Source organism: Adlercreutzia sp. ZJ473 (assembly GCF_013185065.1).
GTDB lineage: Bacteria > Actinomycetota > Coriobacteriia > Coriobacteriales > Eggerthellaceae > CAAEEV01.
On the sequence record NZ_JAAVTO010000025.1, the window covers coordinates 1 to 18335 of the forward strand.

The 18335-nt window shown below is 69.2% G+C and carries 10 protein-coding genes and 2 tRNA genes; 2 read left to right on the forward strand and 10 right to left on the reverse strand.

Features of this window, described 5'->3' with window-relative positions:
- The 5 genes from HRL41_RS06280 to tig all read right to left on the reverse strand — a co-directional run.
- Window positions 1-516: zinc ribbon domain-containing protein (locus HRL41_RS06280; protein ID WP_172136021.1), on the reverse strand; the 516-nt coding region annotated here is incomplete at its 3' end.
- A gap of 135 nt (window positions 517-651) precedes the next feature.
- Entirely contained in the window at window positions 652-3333 is a 2682-nt protein-coding gene (locus HRL41_RS06285) for a valine--tRNA ligase (protein ID WP_172136022.1), read from the reverse strand.
- An 82-nt stretch (window positions 3334-3415) separates the two neighbouring features.
- On the reverse strand, window positions 3416-4819 hold the full coding sequence (gene clpX / locus HRL41_RS06290; RefSeq protein ID WP_165170983.1) for an ATP-dependent Clp protease ATP-binding subunit ClpX: 1404 nt from the start codon (window positions 4817-4819) through the stop codon (window positions 3416-3418).
- A gap of 30 nt (window positions 4820-4849) precedes the next feature.
- Window positions 4850-5467, reverse strand: coding sequence for an ATP-dependent Clp protease proteolytic subunit (locus HRL41_RS06295; RefSeq protein ID WP_172136023.1), 618 nt, complete (start codon window positions 5465-5467; stop codon window positions 4850-4852).
- Window positions 5468-5731: 264 nt separating this feature from the next.
- Window positions 5732-7153, reverse strand: coding sequence for a trigger factor (gene tig, locus HRL41_RS06300; protein ID WP_172136024.1), 1422 nt, complete (start codon window positions 7151-7153; stop codon window positions 5732-5734).
- A 317-nt stretch (window positions 7154-7470) separates the two neighbouring features.
- Here tig and HRL41_RS06305 point away from each other — a divergent pair.
- A tRNA-Leu gene (locus HRL41_RS06305) sits at window positions 7471-7555 on the forward strand.
- A 345-nt stretch (window positions 7556-7900) separates the two neighbouring features.
- Window positions 7901-9208: a serine/threonine transporter SstT gene (sstT, locus tag HRL41_RS06310; RefSeq protein WP_172136025.1), complete on the forward strand. Its 1308-nt coding sequence runs from the start codon at window positions 7901-7903 to the stop codon at window positions 9206-9208.
- Between the two features lie 159 nt (window positions 9209-9367).
- On the opposite strand, the gene HRL41_RS06315 is transcribed toward sstT, so the two are convergent.
- From HRL41_RS06315 to HRL41_RS06335, 5 genes are all read right to left on the reverse strand, one after another.
- Window positions 9368-10048 (reverse strand): class I SAM-dependent methyltransferase, encoded by a 681-nt coding sequence (locus HRL41_RS06315; RefSeq protein WP_371808808.1) that lies wholly within the window; start codon window positions 10046-10048, stop codon window positions 9368-9370.
- Between the two features lie 126 nt (window positions 10049-10174).
- Window positions 10175-12361, reverse strand: a complete 2187-nt coding sequence (locus HRL41_RS06320; protein WP_172136027.1) for a YhgE/Pip domain-containing protein — start codon at window positions 12359-12361, stop codon at window positions 10175-10177.
- Window positions 12354-15068: a YhgE/Pip domain-containing protein gene (locus tag HRL41_RS06325; RefSeq protein WP_172136028.1), complete on the reverse strand. Its 2715-nt coding sequence runs from the start codon at window positions 15066-15068 to the stop codon at window positions 12354-12356. Before HRL41_RS06325 ends, HRL41_RS06320 begins: the two co-directional genes overlap by 8 nt.
- Window positions 15069-15629: 561 nt before the next feature.
- Window positions 15630-15704, reverse strand: a tRNA-Asn gene (locus tag HRL41_RS06330).
- A 236-nt stretch (window positions 15705-15940) separates the two neighbouring features.
- A complete protein-coding gene (locus tag HRL41_RS06335; RefSeq protein WP_172136029.1) occupies window positions 15941-18316 on the reverse strand; it encodes a class I SAM-dependent methyltransferase in 2376 nt (791 codons plus the stop codon).
- Window positions 18317-18335 lie beyond the last annotated feature (19 nt).

An 18335-nucleotide genomic window follows, 5' to 3' on the forward strand; every position in this document is an offset into this window, starting at 1 on the left:
CCCCTCGGGACGCGCCTCGCGGGGAGCCCGCTCGCGCACCGCGCCCTGCGGCCGGGGCTGCGAACGGCGGGTGCGGCGCGCCTCGCCCGCGCCGACCGGGGTCGCGCAGTACGGGCACACCGTCCACGTAGGCTCGAGCGCATGCCCGCAGTGCATGCAGAGGTTCTTGAGCTGAGCGTGGCAGTTCGGGCAGAGCACGTAGTCGGCCTCGACGGGGTACCCGCAGGCGGCGCACTCGCCGTACTTCATGAGCTGCCGCTGCTTGAGGGCCACCTCAAGCTCCTGCTCGTCGCGGTCGATGCGCAGCATCGGGGGGCGGAGCAGGCAGTACGCGATCACGCCGACGATGGGGATGAGCGCCACGACCGCCCAGACGTACCACGTGGTGCCGCGCAGGTAGGCGTCGCGCACCACCCACACGATGGAAAGCACGTACAAGATGACCAGCAGCACGATCACGACCGTGAACGCGGTCTGCATCTGCGGCGTCCACAGCTGCGAGAGCAACTCGCTCATGATGACCTCTTCTTCCCTGTTTTCCCTCGCCGCCCCATGCGCGCTGCCGACACGAGCGCAGGAAGCTGCGCATGCGGCGGCGTCGCGCGGCGACGCAAGCTCACATTATAGCAAAACTGCCCGCATCTGCCCCGGTTAGCCCAGCTCGGCGATCTGCTCCGCCAGGCGCGCAAGCTTGTCGCTCAGCTCGGCGAGCTTGGCGCGGTCCTTCTCGATGATCTCGGGGGCCGCCTTCGCCAGGAAGCCCGGGTTCGAGAGCTTCTTCTCGAGCTTGGCCGCGTCCTTGGAGAGCTTGCCCTGCTCGCGCGTCATGCGGGCGCGCTCCGCCTCGAAGTCGACGTGGCCGGCGAGGCAGGTGTACACCTCGAGGCCCGCGCCGAGCGCCACGGAGGACTCCGCGGGCTTCGCCACGTCCTCGCCCACCTCGAGCGAGCTCACGTTCGCGAGCGAGGTCACGAGCGCCGCCTGCGCCTCGAGCAGCGCCGCGTCGTCCGCCGACGCCTTCACCGCCACGTCGAGCGCCACCTTCGGCGAGATCCCGTAGCGCGAGCGCGCCGAGCGGATGGAGCCCACCACCTCGCACACCATGGCGATGGCGCGCTCGGCCTGCGGGTCGCGGTAGCGCACGAGCTTCTCGGCGTCAGGCCACTCCGCGCCGATCAGAAGCTCGCCCTCGGCGCGTCCCGGCATTTGGCCGAACAGCTCCTCGGTCACGAACGGCATGATGGGGTGCAGAAGGCGCAGCACCTGGTCGAGCACGTAGACGAGGTTGCGCTGGCAGGCCAGGCGGTCGGCCGGGTCAGCCGACGCGCCGAGGCGCGCCTTCGAGAACTCGATGTACCAGTCGCAGAACTCGTTCCAGACGAAGCCGTAGAGGGCGCGCGTGAGCTCGCCGAACTCATACGCGTCGAACGCCGCGTCCACGTCGGCCACGAGCGCCGCCAGACGCGAGAAGATCCACTGGTCGGCGGGCGTGGCGAGCTCGGGCTCGCCCGGCTCAAAGCCGTCGAGGTGCATGAGCACGAAGCGCGCGGCGTTGCGGATCTTGTTCGCGAAGTTGCGCGAGCTCTCGATCTTCTGGTAGTCGAAGCGCATGGCCTGCGCGCCCGTGACCTGCAGAAGCAGCCCGAAGCGCATACCGTCGGCGCCGTAGTCCTCCATGAGCTTCACCGGGTCCACGCCGTTGCCGCGGCTCTTGCTCATGGGCTTGCCGTCGGCGCCCATGACCGTCGGGTGGATGATGACGTCCTTGAAGGGGATCTCGCCCGTGCAGTACATGGACGACATCACCATGCGCGCCACCCACAGGCCCATGATGTCGCGCGCGGTGGAGAGCACCTGCGTCGGGTAGTGCGCGGCCAGCTCGGGCGCGTCCATGCCCGCGTCGGCCCAGCCCTGCGTGGCGAAGGGCCACAGCTGGCTCGAGAACCACGTGTCGAGCACGTCCTCGTCCTGGCGAACCTCAGCACCGCACTCGGGGCAGGCGTCCACGCCGTCGACGCGCGCGTCCTGCCAGCCGCAGGCGTCGCAGTAGTACATGGGGATCTGGTGGCCCCACCACAGCTGGCGCGAGATGCACCAGTCCTTGAGGTTGGCCAGCCAGTCGAGGTAGACCTGCTTCCAGCGCTCGGGGTGGAACGTGACCTGGCCGTTCTCCACCACCTCGGCGGCGCGCCTCTTCAGGCCGTCAACGGCCACGAACCACTGCTCCGACAGCCACGGCTCGAGCGTGTTGTGGCAGCGGTAGCAGTGCATGACGGAGTGGTCGTGGTCCTCCACGTGGTCGAGCAGGCCGAGCTCGTCGAACGCGGCCACCACGGCCTCGCGCGCCTCGTCGCGGCTCATGCCGGAGAACTTCCCGAAGCCCTCCACCACGTGCGCCGTCTCGTCGAAGATGTTGATCTTGGGCAGGCCCGCGCGCTCGCCCATGGCGAAGTCGTTGGGGTCGTGCGCCGGCGTGACCTTCACGCAGCCCGTGCCGAAGGAGGCGTCCACGTAGAAGTCGGCGAACACGGGGATCTCGCGGTCCACGAGCGGCAGGCGCACCTTCGCGCCCGATGCCACGAGGCCCTTGTAGCGCTCGTCGGAGGGGTTCACCGCCACGCCCGTGTCGCCGAGCATGGTCTCGGGGCGCGTGGTGGCCACCACGATGTGCTCGACGCCGTCGACGGGCTCCACGAGCGGGTAGCGCAGATGCCACAGGTGCCCGGCCTCGTCCTCGTACTCGGCCTCGTCGTCGGCGATGGCCGTGGTGCAGTGCGGGCACCAGTTCACGATGCGCTTGCCGCGGTACACGATGCCGTCATGGTACCAGTCGCAGAACACCTGGCGCACGGCGCGCGAGAACTCAGGGCTCATGGTGAACTGCTCGTCGGCGTAGTCGCACGAGCATCCCATGGCGGCGATCTGGCTCACGATGCGCCCGCCGTAGTCGCGGCGCCACTCCTGGCACGCCTCGATGAACGCCTCGCGCCCGATCTCGCGGCGGTTGATGCCCTGCTCGGCGAGGTGCTTGTCCACCTTGGTCTGCGTGGCGATGCCCGCGTGGTCGGTGCCGAGGATCCAGCGCGTCTGGTAGCCGCGCATGCGCGCGCGGCGGATGCAGGCGTCCTGGATGGTGTCGTTGAGGGCATGGCCCATGTGCAGCACGCCCGTGACGTTCGGCGGCGGGATGACGATGGTGTACGAGTCGTCCTTGTGCGCGCCGAAGCCCGGCGTGCGCTGGAAGTACCCCGCGTCGCGCCACGCCTCGAACAGCGGCCGCTCGTGCGCCGCGAAATCGTAGTCGATCTTCTTCTCCTGCGTGTTGTCTGCCATGTGCCTTCTTCTCCGTGTCACTCTTGCCTACCATGCGCCGCGGTCAGGCGGCCGCCGGCGCCCTTGCGCGAACGCCGCTCCCCTACGCGCTCAGCGCGGCGAGCTCGTGCTCTTCGCCGACGTGCTCGATCACCGGCACCGTCTCGCCGGTGATGTCGCTCGCGCGCACCACGACGCGCGTGACGCCGACGTGCTCGGGCAGGTCGTACATCACGTCCATGAGCACGCGCTCGCAGATGGAGCGCAGGCCGCGCGCGCCCGTGCCGTGCTCGACGGCCTCGTGCGCGATGGCGCGCAGGGCCTCCGGCTCGAACAGGAGCATGCTCTCCTCGAACTCGAACATGCGCGTGTACTGCTTCACGAGCGCGTTCTTCGGCTCGACCAAGATGCGCACCAGGTCGTCCTCGGTCAGCTCCTCGAGGTTCGTGATGACCGGGATGCGGCCCACGAACTCGGGGATCATGCCGTACTTGTTGAGGTCCTCGGGCAGCACCTGCGCCAGAAGCTCGGCCTCGGCCTGCTTCTTCGACTCAGGCAGCTCGGCCACGAACCCCAGGCCCTTCTTGCCCACGCGCTGCGCGATGATGTCGGCCAGGCCCACGAACGCGCCGCCCAGGATGAACAGGATGTTCGTGGTGTCGATGTGGATGAGCTCCTGCTGGGGGTGCTTGCGCCCGCCCTGCGGCGGCACCGACGCCTCGCAGCCCTCCACGATCTTCAGCAGCGACTGCTGCACGCCCTCGCCCGACACGTCGCGCGTGATCGAGAGGTTCTCGGCCTTGCGCGCGATCTTGTCGATCTCGTCGATGTAGATGATGCCGATCTCGGCGCGCGGGACGTCGAAGTCAGCTGCCGTGATGAGCTTCAGCAGGATGTTCTCCACGTCCTCGCCCACGTACCCCGCCTCGGTGAGCGTGGTGGCGTCGGCGATGGCGAAGGGCACCTGCAGCGTGCGCGCGAGCGTCTGCGCGAGGAGCGTCTTGCCGCTTCCCGTGGGGCCTAGGAGCATGATGTTGCTCTTGGCCAGCTCCACGTCGCCCTCCTCGGCGACCGCGCCCATGGAGATGCGCTTGTAGTGGTTGTACACCGCCACGGACAGCGCGCGCTTGGCGGCCTCCTGCCCCACCACGTGCTCGCTCAGATGGGCGTAGAGCTCGTGCGGCGTGGGGAGGTCGCCTAGGAGCTCGGCCGGCGAGGGGTCGTCCTCGTCGTAGTAGGCCTCCTCGGGCACCTCCTGCGCGTGGCGGCTGTGGCGGCCGCGGCGGGCGGGCTCGGGCTCGGGAGCCGGCTCAGGCTCCTGCTGCATGAAGAAGCCCATGTCGCGCATCATGGCGTCGGCGCACACCGAGATGCACTCGTCGCAGATGTAGATGCCGTTGGGCCCCGAGATCATGGCGTTGACCTGGTTGGGGTTCTTGCCGCAGAACGCGCAGAAGATGGGGTTGCCTGACTCGTCGAGGGTCGGGTTGGAACGTTGCTGGTTCATGTGATCGGTTTCCGCTCGTTGACGTGGGCGTTAGGCGCCGTGGTGGGTGATGGTCTGGTCGACCAGGCCGTAGGCCTGCGCCTCTTCGGCGGTGAGCCAGTTGTCGCGCTCGCAGTCGACGTGCACCTGCTCCTGGGGCTTGCCGCAGTGCTTCGCGATGATGCCCTCGAGGCGGTCGCGCGTCTTCTTGATCTCGTCGGCCATGATCTGGATGTCGCTCTGCTGCGTGTGGCCGTCGCCGGTGCCGCCCATGGGCTGGTGCATCATGACCTGCGCGTTCGGCAGGATGAAGCGCTTCCCGGGCGCGCCGCCGGCGAGCAGCGGCACCGCCATGGAGGCCGCCATGCCCAGGCAGATGGTGGACACGTCGCACTTGACGAACTGCATGGTGTCGTAGATGGCCAGGCCCGCCGACACGCTGCCGCCCGGCGAGTTGATGTAGAGCGAGATGTCCTTCTCGGGGTCGGCGCTCTCGAGGTGCAGAAGCTGGGCTACCACCGAGTTGGCCACGTGGTCGTCGATGGGCTCGCCCAGAAAGATGATGCGGTCGTTGAGCAGGCGCGAGTAGATGTCGTAGCTGCGCTCGCCGCGCGGCGACTGCTCGATGACGTAGGGAATGAGCGCGTTGCTCACTCGTTCGATGCCCATGGTTCCTCACTTTCGTACGCTTTAGGCCCGCCCGCTGCTGCGCGCGACGCGCGCAGCGCGCATGGCTCGATGCACGATGGCGCGGAGCGGCGCAGGTCAGACGGCAGGCCCCTCAACAGTTCACCTGACATAGTGATGGAGCGGGCGCGCATGCGCAAGACGCGAACAGGAAACGAACACAGCAGAAGGCCGTCTAGGGCAGGTGAGCGCCCCAGGCGGCCTTCGTGGCATCAGGCGTCAGACGCAGGCGCGACGGCGCCGCGGCTACTCGGCGTCGGCAGCCTCGGCGGCCTCGGCAGGAGCGTCGGCGGCCTCCTCCTTCTTCGCCTTCTTCTTCGCGGCCTTCTTGGCCTTCTTCTCGGCCTGGGCCTGGGCGGCGTAGTCGACCTCGGTCACCTGCGCGGTGTCCATGACGTCGGCCATGGCCTTCGCGCGCACGATGCCCTCGCGGATGAGGTAGAGGCGGCCCGTCTCGCGCCACTCCTTCTCGACCTGCGCGGGGTTGTCGAGCCCGGCCTTCGCGAACTCGGCGGTGACGTCTGCGTCGGTGGCCTCGATGCCCTTGGCGCGCGCCCACGCGTCGAGCGCGAGCTGCTGCTTGGCCTCGTCAGCGGCCTGCAGCTTCACGTCGGCCTTGAACTGCTCGGCGTTCATGCCCTGCTGGGCCAGGTAGGCGTCGAAGCTCACGTTCTGGCGCTGCAGCTGGGTGAAGAAGTCCTGCAGCAGGTTGGCCTCGGCCTCCTCGGCCAGCGCCTCGGGCACCTCGCCCTCGAAGCGCTTGATGAGCTCGCTCACGCAGGCGCTCTCCTTCATGCGCGGCATGAGGTCGGCCTTCTGCGCCTCGATGGACTCGCTCACGCGCGCCTTGAGGTCGGCGGCGTCCTCGAAGCCCATGGTGTCGCGGGCCCACTCGTCAGTCAGCTCGGGGACGACCTTCTTCTTGACCACGTTCATGGTCACCTCGAAGCTCACCGTCTTGCCGGCCTGGGCGGACAGCAGAACCGACGCCTCGTCCTCGGCGACCTCGAGCGAGAACTCCTTGGACTGGCCCTTCTTCATGCCCATGATCTCGGCGTCGAACGCCTCGGAGAGCATGCCGGTGGCCGGGCCGTACAGGCGCGACTCCGTGCTGATGGCGGCGATGTCGGCGCCCTCGGCGTCGGTGGCCTTGATGGCCAGGTCGGCGTAGTTCTCGGGCTTCATCTTGGTGGCGGCGGAGGCGTCCTCGTAGGTGACGTAGTGCTCGCGCAGGGCGGTGACCTGCTCCTCGAGCTCGGCGTCGGACACGCCCGCCACGGGCAGCTCGATGGACACCGGCTCATAGGAGGTGAGCTCGACCTCGGGCTTCACCGACAGCGTGAAGTCGAAGGTGAAGGGCTTGCCCGCTTCCACCATGCCGGCGTCGCCGAACTCGGGCGAGCCGACCGGGAAGAGCTTCTCGGACTCGACGACCTGCGGGTACGCCTTGTTGATGACGTCCTCGGTCACCGTCGCCATGACGGCCTCGGCGCCGAGCGCGTTGTCGATGACCGGGCGCGGGGCGCGGCCCTTGCGGAAGCCCGGGAAGTTGTACTTCTGGGCGAAGTCTCGGTAGGTCTTCTTGACGGCCGCGTCAACGTCCTTGGCCTCGACGGTGACGGTCACCTTGATCTTGTTGTCCTCCAGGGCCTCTACTGTAATGTCCACGTATATCCTCCATCGTTTACCGTTTCTGGCGCGAATGAGCGCCATGCGCTTGCCGAGGCGCCTCGTACGCGCGCGCCGCGCATGCCAGGCGAGCGCTCGGAAGCACACCAGCTCGTGATTATCGCACATATGGCGGCTCGGTGCCATAACCTCGTCGCCCGCGTCCACAAGGTTTCTGCTATCATATACAGGCTGTCGGACGCGCAGAGGCGCTCCGGCGGCGCAGGCCGGGACGTTTCGCGCCTCGGTCCTCCGCGTCGGAGGCGCTCGCGCTCCGGGATTGCCGGAGGCGCTCGTGCCCCGGGATTGCGCGCCGTGCGGGCGTGGCGGAATTGGCAGACGCGCCAGATTTAGGTTCTGGTGGGGAAACCCGTGAAGGTTCAAGTCCTTTCGCCCGCACCATCCTTTTCTTCTTCGCAGCTGGCTTGGCCGCATTCGGCCCTCCGCAGCTGCCTGGCTGCGCCACGCTCCCCTTCTCCGCAGCTGACCGTCCACGCCGCACGCCCCTTCCGCAGCTGGCCGTCCACGCCGCACGCCCCTCCCGCAGCTGACCCGATTGAGGGCCTTCGCGCGCCTTCGCCCGCCTTTGTCGGCTTGCTGTATGTTCACACTTTCTCCATATGGTATGATACCCGCCATTGCACAAGCTGCGACGCGCCTGAGCGCGCCCTTTTCGCCAAGTCCGGCCCCCCGGTTTTGGCAAAGACGGCGCAGGCGCGCGCGAGGGAGAGAAGGGAGACGACGGTTATGGCCGTCAAAGACATAGCAAAGAAGTACAGCGAGGTCAGCCTGATCAAGCGCATCATCGTCGGCCTGGTCATCGGCGTGGTCCTCGCGCTGGCCGTTCCCCCCGCGATGGCGGGAGCCTCCGGCGCCGGCCTGGCCGCGCTGGAGGGCGTCGACACGTTCATCACGCTTCTCGGCACCCTGTTCGTGTCGGCCTTGAAGGCCGTGGCGCCGATCCTGGTGTTCTTCCTCGTCATCAGCGCGCTGGCCAACGCCAAGACGGCGGGCTCCATGAAGATGGTGCTGCTGCTCTACGTCGCCAGCACGCTCATCGCCGCCGTCGTGGCGGTCGTGGCCACCATGGTCTTCCCCATCGAGATCACGCTGGCAGTCGACCCGAACGTGGAGCAGTCCTCGCCTGACGACGTGGGCGTCGTGCTCACCACGCTGCTCACCAACGTGGTGGCCAACCCCGTCGACTCGCTGGCCAACGCCAACTTCCTCGGCATCCTCGCCTGGGCCGTCATGCTCGGCATCGCCCTGCGCGCCGCCAGCCAGAACGTGAAGGACGTGTTCTCGGCCGTGTCTGACGCGGTGTCGAAGGTGGTGCGCTGGGTGATCAACCTGGCCCCGTTCGGCATCCTCGGCCTCGTGTACACGAGCGTGTCCACCAACGGCCTGGACATCTTCGTCGAGTACGGCCAGCTCATCCTGCTGCTCGTGGGCTGCATGCTCTTCATCGCGCTGGTCACGAACCCGCTCCTGGTGTTCTCCTGCACGAGGAAGAACCCCTACCCGCTCGTGCTGCGCTGCCTGAAGGACTCCGGCATCACGGCGTTCTTCACCCGCAGCTCCGCCGCGAACATCCCGGTGAACATGGAGCTGTGCCGCAAGCTGGGGCTCGACAAGGACAACTACTCCGTCTCCATCCCGCTCGGCGCCACCATCAACATGGCGGGCGCGGCGGTCACCATCACCGTGATGTCCATGGTCGCGGCGCATACGCTCGGCATCGCCGTCCACCCGGTGACCGGCGTCATCCTCTCCGTGCTCGCCGCCGTGAGCGCGTGCGGCGCGTCGGGCGTCGCGGGCGGGTCGCTGCTGCTCATCCCGCTGGCTTGCTCCCTGCTCGGCGTCGACCCCGACGTGTCCATGCAGGTGGTCGCCATCGGCTTCATCATCGGCGTGATCCAAGACTCCTGCGAGACGGCGCTGAACTCCTCGTCTGACGTGCTGTTCACCGCCACGGCCGAGTACCGCGACCAGCTGCGCGCCGGCAACGAGGTGCACCTCGGCAAAGACGCCCCCGAAGCCGCGCAGGCCGCGTAGAAAGAACGGGGTTCGGGAAGGGGCTGCAGCAGAAGGCAGCAGAAGCCCTGTGCAGCCGTTTCGAGCCGCTGCACATTGGAATGAAACGCAAGAGGCCCGCCGCATGTTGTGGCGGGCCTCTTGCATGTTGTGGCGGGCCTCTTGTTGAGGGGGCTTCTGCTACTGCCCCCTCCCATCACGCGGCAGGACGATGCAGTCGTAGCGGACGGTCTTGCCGGTGATCGCGTAGGCGGGCTTGACGCCGGCCAGATGGGGGCCGCGCACGGGGCGCTTCACGATGACCTTGCGCGGGCGCGCGGCGATGGCGGCATGCAGGAGCGCCTCCTCCACGTCGCACGGGCACTCGAGGTGCTGGAAGAGCTGCATCTTCTTCTTGCTCGCCGCGCTCTTGCGCCGCGCGGGGAACATGGGGTCGAGCAGGATGAGGTCAGGCGGCGCGTCCAGGCGCGGCAGCACCTCGAGGCTGTCGCCCTCGACGAGCTCCATGCGCGCGATGGCGGGCGCGAGCCGCGGGTTCTCCTGCCCGCGGCGCAGCGCGTCGCGCAAGAGGGCCGCCACCTGGGGGTTGCGCTCGACGAGGCGCACCGAGAAGCCCGCGGCGGCGAGCAGGAGCGCGTCCTCGCCGAGGCCCGCCGTGGCGTCGACGGCCACGGGATCGGGCCCGAGGCTTCGGGGCTTCGCCGCCTTGACGAGCAGCTCGCGCCCCAGGTTCGCGGGGCGGATGCGGTTGAGCAGGCGCGTGAAGTCGCCGCGCAGCACCAGGTCGCCCTCGACGAGGGAGAGCCCCCGCTCGTCTTCGACCAGCTTCGCGTTGCCCTCGACCAGCTCCAAATCGCTCACCTGCCCTTCCCTGCTCACAGCGGCGCGCGCCGCCCTCGCGACAGCGCCGCCCTCGCGACAGTGCGCCACCTGCGCTTTGGCGCGACGGCCGCCGCCCGCCAAAGCCGGACGCGCAGCGTCGCGCCCCTACTTCACCAGCTTGGAGTCCTCGACCTTCTCAATATACCACCCCATGAACGCCGCGAGCGGCTTGCGCAGCACGAGCCCGATGAACGCCGCGGGCACGAGGAACAGCATGAGCTCGCCGAGCTGCACCCAGTAGTCGTTGCCGTAGGTGCCGAACATCGCCGCGCGCATGGCGCCCACCACGTGCGTCGCCGGGAGGAACCCGCTCAGCGCCTGCACGAACCCGGGCAGGATCTGCAGCGGGAACGACCCGCCGCAGCCCGTCACCTGGATGATGAGCAGCAGCACCGCCATGGCCTTGCCGAGGTTGGCGAACGCCGACACGAGCGCGTAGACGATCGCGGTGAACACGAGCCCCGCCACCCAGAAGCACAGCAGGTAGAGCCACGGATGCGCCACCTGCACCTGCAGGAAGAACAGGTTGCCCAAGCCCAGAAGCGTGCTCTGCAGAAGCGAGATGAACGCCATCACGCCGAAGCGGCCCAAGAGCAGCTCGCGCGGCTTCGGGTTTGCGAGGTTGGCCTGCGCGCGCGGCGACACCGTGGGCTTCACCACCACGAGGATGAGCAGCGCGCCGATGAACAGGGCCAACGTGGCGTAGAGCGGCGACATGGCCGAGCCGAAGTTCTCGGAGGGGAACACGGCCACGCGCTCGACGCCCACCGGCGCCGCGAGCGCCCGGGAGAGTCCCTGCACGTCGGAGCCGAGGACCGCGCGCAGCGCCTCGACGTCGCCCGACGCCAGCGCCGCGTCGATGGCGTCGGCCATGCCGCGCAGCCTGCCCGCCAGATCGCCGAGGTCCGCCGCGGTGGCATCGAGCTTGCCCGCGCCGTCGCTGATCGCATCCGCCACCGACCCGGCCGAGCCCGCCAGGCTCGCGTCGATGGCGTCGAGCCTGCCCTTGCCGTCCTCCACGTACCCCGAAAACGCCGTCGCGTCGGCGGCCAGGTCGTCTAGGACGGGGATGAGCTTGTCGTCGAAGGCGCGCTTCACGTCGGCGACCTTCTGCTCGGCAGACGCCGCGAGCGCCTTCACCTCGTCGCGCTCGGCCTGCACGTCGGCGTTGCCCGCCTCGAGCTTGTCCGCCGCGCTCGCGAGGCGCGCGCTCATGTCCTCGAGCAGCTCGGCCGTCGCGCGCGTCATGGCGGCGAGCCCCTGAAGCGCGCTCGCCTGGTCGGCGGGCACCACGCCGACGAGCGCCTCGAGCTCCGAAGCCGCCTTCCGGTAGAGCGCCGCCTGGTCGGCCACGGCGCCCGCCTGGGCGCGCAGGCGCTCGGCACCTGCGGCCGACTCGCTCGCCGCCGCGTCGAACAGCGCGTCTATCTGCGCCGACACCTCGCCGAAGCTCGACGCGGACGCGTCGAGCGCGTCCGAGAGCCGCTTCACCGACGCCTTGAGCGCCTCGACGAGGCTCGTCACCGACGCCGTGTCCTGCGGCAGCGACGCGGCCATGCCCTCGGCCTCGGCGCGCGCGGACGCCACCAGGTCAGACGAGCTCTGCACGAGCTCGCCCGACGTCGACGCCAGCTTCCCGTAGAGCAGCAGCACGCGCGCGGCCTCGTCCATCTGCGAGGCCATCGCGCGCATGTGACCCGAGAGCTCGCCGATGCGCCCGCCGAGGTCGGCGTCGTCCGCGTAGGCGGCGAACGCCTCGGCGATGCCGAGCGCAAGCTCGGAGAGCGTCTCGGCGAACACTTCGTTCACCTGGTATGACACCGAGTCGGCTCCCTTGTCGGTGACCTTCGGCGCAATGGCGTTCTTCTTCTCGTTGGCGTAGTAGACGATCTTGGCGTGCTGCGCGTCGGCCGCGTAGAACGTGAGCATGTCGCGGCTGAAGCTCGCGGGGATGACCACGGCCGCGTAGTAGCGGCCCGACCGCGCGCCGTCGACGGCGTCGGCCTCCGAGGTGAAGACCCAGTCGATCTCGTCGTTGGCGCGCAGCGCGCTCACCACCTGCTCGCCCACGTTCACGCGCAAAGGCACCAGGTCGCTCTCGTAGCCCTCGTCGACGTTGGCCACGGCCACCTTGAGGTTGCCCGTGTTGCCGAACACGTCCCAGCACGCGATCACGTTGTACCAGGTGAAGATCGACGGCATGACCACGAGCCCCACCACGATGATGATGCTCACCACGTTCGCGAACAGCCGCTTCATATCGCTTCTGAACAGCGTCCAGACGTTACGCACGCCCCTCACCGCCCTTCGCCCCCGCGGCGTCCGCGCCTGCGCCTTCGCCTGGCTCCGCCGCCGCATCCGCTGGCGCGGCCTGCACAACGCTCGCCGCGTCCGCTGACGCATCCCGCACGACGCCCGCGGCGTCCGCGTCTGCTTCCTCCCCCGGGCGCTGCATGCGGTTGCGCGACGAGTAGAGCCCGAGCAGGCTCTCCTCGCTCATGTCCTCGAGGCTCATCTGCCGCTCGAAGCTGTAGCGCATGCTCTCCACCACCACCAGGAACACGAGCAGCGCCGCCAGCGACACGAGGCACGCCGTGAGCAGCACCACCTTCTCCGTCGGCGTGAGCGCGAACACGAGCATGAGCGTCACCGGGATGGCGACGCCCGCCGCCACCGAACCGCGGGTGAGGCGCGGGTACCAGCGCATGAAGCTCGCGTAGCGCCGCGTGATCTCGCGGCGGTACTCCTCCTTGTCAGACAGCGCGCGGACGAGCTGCGAGAAGCGGTAGGGGCGCACGGGGACCTCCACGTCCTCGCCGTTGAAGATGCCGCTCTGCCTGACCTGGCGCGCCACCATGTGGTTCACGTTCGCCAGAAGCGGGCGGAACACGAGCCCGAGCGCCATGAACGCCGCGAAGTAGAGCAGGAGCATGCCCACGTCATGCGCGTACTGGCCGCCGTAGAAGCCGCAGATGGACTCGCGCATGGCGCCGATGCCGTAGGTGAAGGGGAGCAGCGGGTAGACGGCCTGGAAGAAGGCCGAGGTCATCTCGACGGGGTACAGGCCCGTCGCGCCCGGGATCTGGGCGAACACCAAGACGATGCAGATGCCCTTGCCGATGTGCTGCAGGGTGACCGACAGCGCGTAGATGATGCTCAGGTACGCGAGCGACGCCACCGCCGCCGCCAGGAAGAGCGCCGGCGGGCTTTCCGCCTGGACGCCGAGCGCCAGCACGCCCGCGCAGCAGATGACCGCCTGCAGCATGGCAAGCACGGCGAACAGCGCGAAGCGGCTCAGGTAGCGCTGCGCGAGGGTGAAGTTGCGGATGCCCTCGGAGTCGACCTCCTGCCGCATGATGACCAGCAGCATGAACGCGCCGATCCAGAACGTCAAGTTCATGAACAGGGGCGCCATGGCCGAGCCGTAGGCGTTGAGCGGGTAGAGCTGCACGGTCTCCACCTCGGTCGGCGCGCCCATGAAGCTGGCGATCTTGCCCGCGTCGAGACCGTCCTCGCCGAGGATCTCGCTGAGCGCGTCGGCGCTGCCGAGCGCCGTCACGTCGGTGCGCACGAGGCCGAGCCCCGCCTCGAGGTCCCCGAGCAGGCCGTCGGTGGCGCCCACGGCCTCGCGCGCGCTCTCAAGCGTGGACGTGAGCTGGCCGAGCACAAGCCCGATCTGGTCTGTGACCACCCGCTCGCCTGAGAGCGCTCCCTCCAGCGAGGCCGTCGCGGCGGCGAGGCGCGAAAGGCCCGCGCTGACCTGGGGGATGGTCGAGGTGAAGAGCGCGTTCGCGTACGCGTCGGCGCTGGCCACGGCGTCCTGCACGGCCGCGTCGAAGGATGCTGCCGCGTCCGCGACGGCCTGGGAGGCGCCCTCGGCGTCAGCGCTCAGCGCCTCGAGGTCAGCCACGAGCGCGCGGGCGCGGGCGTTGTCCTCGTCGAGGCGGTCAGCCAAGGACGTGAGCGCGGCCTTCCCTTCGGCGTCCTTGCCGTCATCGGGCAGCGCGTCGGCAAGCGCGCGCACGTGGCGGGCGAGCGCCTCGCCCTCGCCCACCACCGCGTTCGCCTGCGCAAGCGCCACGCCCACGCTCGCCGACGCGCCCTCCGCGCTGCTGGTCATGTCCCCCATCGCCTTGCTCGCCTGCGCCGACAGGCTCGACATCGCCGCAAGGCCCTCGCCCACCGCGGGCAGCGCGTCGGCCGAGAAGCCCGAGAGCGCGTCCTGCATCTGCGCAGCCTGGGCCGACATCCGAGCGAGCGCCGTGGCGGCCAGGTCCATCTCGGCGCGCACGTCGGCGAGCACGCCGCGCGCGTCCTCCGCCCGCGCGAGCGCGGCGTCGGTGGCGCCTGACACCCCGGCAAGCGTCTCGCGCGCCCCGCCGATCACCGAAACGGCCTCGCCGAGCTTGCCGAGCGCCTGCGCGCGCGACTCGTCAACCGCCGCGCGCGACTCGCCGGCCGCGGCGTCAAGCGCCTCGACTGCCGCGTCGGTCACGGTCGAGACGAACGCGGAGTTGATGGTCTCGTCAAGCGTGGTGGCGCCCGTGTCGGTGATCTTGGGCGCCACGGGCCCGAGCTTCTCGTTCACGTAGTAGAGGAGGTTCGGCTGGGTGAAGTCCCCCGTGGTGAGGGTGAGCAGGTTGGCGGTGAAGTCCTCGGGGATCACGAACACCGCGTAGCTCGCCCCCGACTCAAGCTCCGCCATCGCCGTGTCGCGGTCGACGAACGCCCAGTCCAGCTGGTCGTTCTCGCGCAGCTTCTCGACGATCATGTCGCCGACGCGCACTTGCCCGGTCAGCTCGCTCGAGCCTCCGGCGTCCTCGTTCACCACGTCGACGCGCAGCTGGCTCGTGTTGTCGTAGGGGTTCCAGAAGCCGACGACGTTGTACCACGTGTACACCGACGGCAAGACGAGGAGGGCCATCACCACCACGAGGGCCGCCGGCGCTTTGACCAGGCGCACGATGTCGCGCCCGAGCACTCGCAACACGTTCCCCATGCGCAACGGTCCTTTCTCCCCAACTGTTGAATTACTTATCGCGCTATTGTATGCCATTTCGGGTTGACGCGTCACGTTCGTTATCGTTTCGTGCGCTTTGGCCACATACGCGCGCAGCCGTTCGCGCCATCGCGCCTTTGGCCGCATACGTGCGCAGCCGTTCGCGCCATCGCACCTTTGGTCACATGCGTGCGCATCCGTTTGCGCCATCGCGCTTTTGGCCTCATGCGTGCGCAGCTTCCCCGCATCTTCGGCTTCGCGAGCCCCTAGCACCGACAAAGCCCTCTTTTCATCCATGGCTCTGGGAAGCTGGATGGAAAACGCCCGTTATCGGCGATTCGAGCCCCGAAATTCACCGACAACGGCGCTTCTGCATCCACTTTTCCCGAGAAATCGCCGATAACGGGCATGTTTCATCCAGAATCACCTGAGGGGTGGATGGGAAAGCGCCGTTGTCGGCGGATTGCCACCAGGGGCGGGAACTTGGGAGGGCCTCAACCGGAACTTGCACTCGACAGCAAGAAATCAGCGCCCGAAAACGGGCGCTGACCTGGAGTTTTATGGCTCCCCGGGTAGGATTCGAACCTACAACCCTCCGGTTAACAGCCGGATGCTCTGCCGTTGAGCTACCGAGGAATGTAGCTGCTGGAACGCTCATGTCCCAACGCGCAAGAAAGAATTATACCGAAACGCGCGCGCTGCGCAAGACCCTATTTTCCCCTTTCGGTGAAAAAATCTCCATGTCGAAAGGCCGCGCGAAGCTTCGCCCGAGCTTCTCATGCCCAGCACGCACAGGCGCTGCGATCACTTCGAGGAGCTGCCTGCAGGACTTCACAGCGAATCTCGCAGAAACCCTGCAGGCAAAGGCGCGCTTAGGCGCGGCGCACCAGGTAGCACTGGTGGATGCGCGGGTTGCGCTCGAAGTCGTGCGGTATGGTGTCGGCCGTCATGTCCTCGATCTCGACGCCGTAGCGCTCGAGCTGCTCGCGATCGGGCTTGAAGGTGCGCAGGTTGCACGAGAACACCGCGGCGCCCCCGCGTGCGAGCAGGCGCGACACGCCGATGAGCAGCTCCACGTGGTCGCGCTGCACGTCCCACGTGCGCTTCCCCATGGCCTTCGAGTTCGAGAACGTGGGCGGGTCCACGAAGATGAGGTCGAACTCCTCGCGCGCCCGCCGCGCCGCGTGGATCCACTCCATCACGTCGGCGCGCACGAAGGCGTGCTCGCGCCCCGAGAACCCGTTGAGCTCCATGTTGCGGCGCGCCCAGTCGAGGTAGGTCTGCGAGAGGTCCACCGTGGTCGTCTCAGCCGCGCCGCCCGCCGCCGCGTGCACCGTCGCCGTGCCCGTGTAGGCGAACAGGTTCAAGAAGCGCGCGCCGCGGGCCTCCTCGCCCACCATGCCGCGCGTGACGCGGTGGTCGAGGAAGATCCCCGTGTCAAGGTATCCCCCCAGGTCGATCTCAAGCGTGAGGCCCGCCTCCTCGGTGTAGGCCACGTACGAGCGGCGATGCGCGCCCTGGTACTGCGAGCCGCCCTTCGAGCGCGTGCGCACCTTCGAGAACACGTGGTCGGGGCGCACGTCGAGCACCACCGGCACCACGGCGAGCACGTCGTCGAAGCGGCGGCGGGCCACCTCGGCGTCAACCGAGGAGGGCGCCTGGTACTCTGCCACGTGCACGTAGGTCTTGCCCGCCGAGGCGCCCGCGCCCTCGTACACGTCGATGGCCGCGTTGTAGTCGGGCAGGTCGGCGTCATAGAGGCGGTAGCACGAGATCCCCTCGCGTCGCGCCCACTTGCGCCGCTCGCGCGCCACCTTGCGCAGGCGGGCGGCGAACTGGGCGGCCTGCTCGTCGTTCACCTCCACCACGTGGTCGGCCCCGCCGTGGGCGTCGGGCAGCGTGATGCTCGCGAGCGCGCGCGGCGGCTGGTCGAACACCTCGAGCGTGCCCTCGATGCGCCCCGCACCCGTGACCTGGGCGCACGTCGGCTCCACGCCGAAGCGTCCCGCGAAGCCGCGCGTGCCCACCGCAGCGAACACCGAGCCTGCCGGCGCCCCCTTGGCAGCCGCCATGAAGGCCGCCTCCTCCGCGACGGCGCGGGCGTCGCCCTCGTCGCGGTCGATCGGCGCGGCGTTCACCACGAGCAGCGCCGGGGCGGCAGGCGCCGACGTCCCTTCGGCAGCCCCGTCAGGCAGCGCCACATCGGTCCCCTTGCCGCCTACCACGTCCGCGCGGCAGCGGCTCACCACGTCCGCGAGGCGGCGCTCCACCGCAGCCGCGTCGTCGAGCGAGGCGGCCTCCACGCTCGCCACGGCGCGCAGCCCCGCGTTGCGCAGGTGGGCGCGCGCCCTCGAGATAGCCGGCGAGGACGTCGAGAGCCCCACCACGCGCACGTGCGCGGGGTCGGGGATGCCGAGCGGGCCCTCGGAGCTCGAGTTGGCCAGCAGCCGCTCCAGGCCGCGCTCGAGGCGCTCGTCAGCGCGCGCGAGCTCGTCGTTCCACGCGTCGTCGTCATGCCGCGCCCAGCCGTAGAAGCCCCAGCGCTCGCGCAGGAGCCCCGGCGCCGCGTCGGCGGCCATGCCCGCCGCCTCGCACACCGCGAACCCCGCGTCGCACGCCGGGTCGAGCACGCCCCAGCCCTCCGCGAGGCGCGCGGGCGCGCCCGCCGCCACGAGCATCCCCGCCGCACGCGCGCAGGCGAGCGGCGCATCCTCCCCGTCGCGCCCGTCGAAGTACGTGCGGTGGTAGAGCGACTCGCCCGCCAGGTCGACCGAGATCGTGGCGCGGCGGTCGCGCACGCGCACGTCCACGAGCAGGTCGGCATCATGCGGGCTCACGTTCGGCCGCTCGCCGGTCCGCGCGCGCAGGCGGTCGCACAGGGCGTCCTTCACCTTGAGCGCCGTGAACTGGGTGTTGCGCAGCTCGGCGTTCGTGCCGAAGGCGCGCACGGCCACGCTCGCGCCCGGCGCCAGCACGTCCTCCCACGGCAGGTCGTAGACACCCGCATACAGAAGCTCGGCGTCGCCCGCGTTCACGCGGCCCACCACCGCCGTCACGCGCGAGGCCACGCGCGACCACAGGCACACGCGCTCGGCGTCGATCGGGCGCCCGAGGAAGGCCGCGCCGCCCTTGAGCGGGCGGATGCTGCGCACGCGCAGCGCTCTCAGCTCGCAGGCCAAGGCCGCCTCGAAGCCCGCCAGGCAGCTGGCGAAGAACTCGATTTTGTTGTCGCGATCGCGGACCGTCATGCGTCTCCCCACCTCGTGT

Excerpts from the sequence above, each read along its gene's own strand:
- HRL41_RS06295 (WP_172136023.1), bottom strand. The coding sequence starts at position 5,467 with ATGGGCATCGAACGAGTGAGCAACGCGCTCATTCCCTACGTCATCGAG.
- HRL41_RS06325 (WP_172136028.1), bottom strand. The coding sequence starts at position 15,068 with ATGGGGAACGTGTTGCGAGTGCTCGGGCGCGACATCGTGCGCCTGGTC.
- HRL41_RS06285 (WP_172136022.1), bottom strand. The coding sequence starts at position 3,333 with ATGGCAGACAACACGCAGGAGAAGAAGATCGACTACGATTTCGCGGCG.
- clpX (WP_165170983.1), bottom strand. The coding sequence starts at position 4,819 with ATGAACCAGCAACGTTCCAACCCGACCCTCGACGAGTCAGGCAACCCC.
- sstT (WP_172136025.1), top strand. The coding sequence starts at position 7,901 with ATGGCCGTCAAAGACATAGCAAAGAAGTACAGCGAGGTCAGCCTGATC.
- HRL41_RS06335 (WP_172136029.1), bottom strand. The coding sequence starts at position 18,316 with ATGACGGTCCGCGATCGCGACAACAAAATCGAGTTCTTCGCCAGCTGC.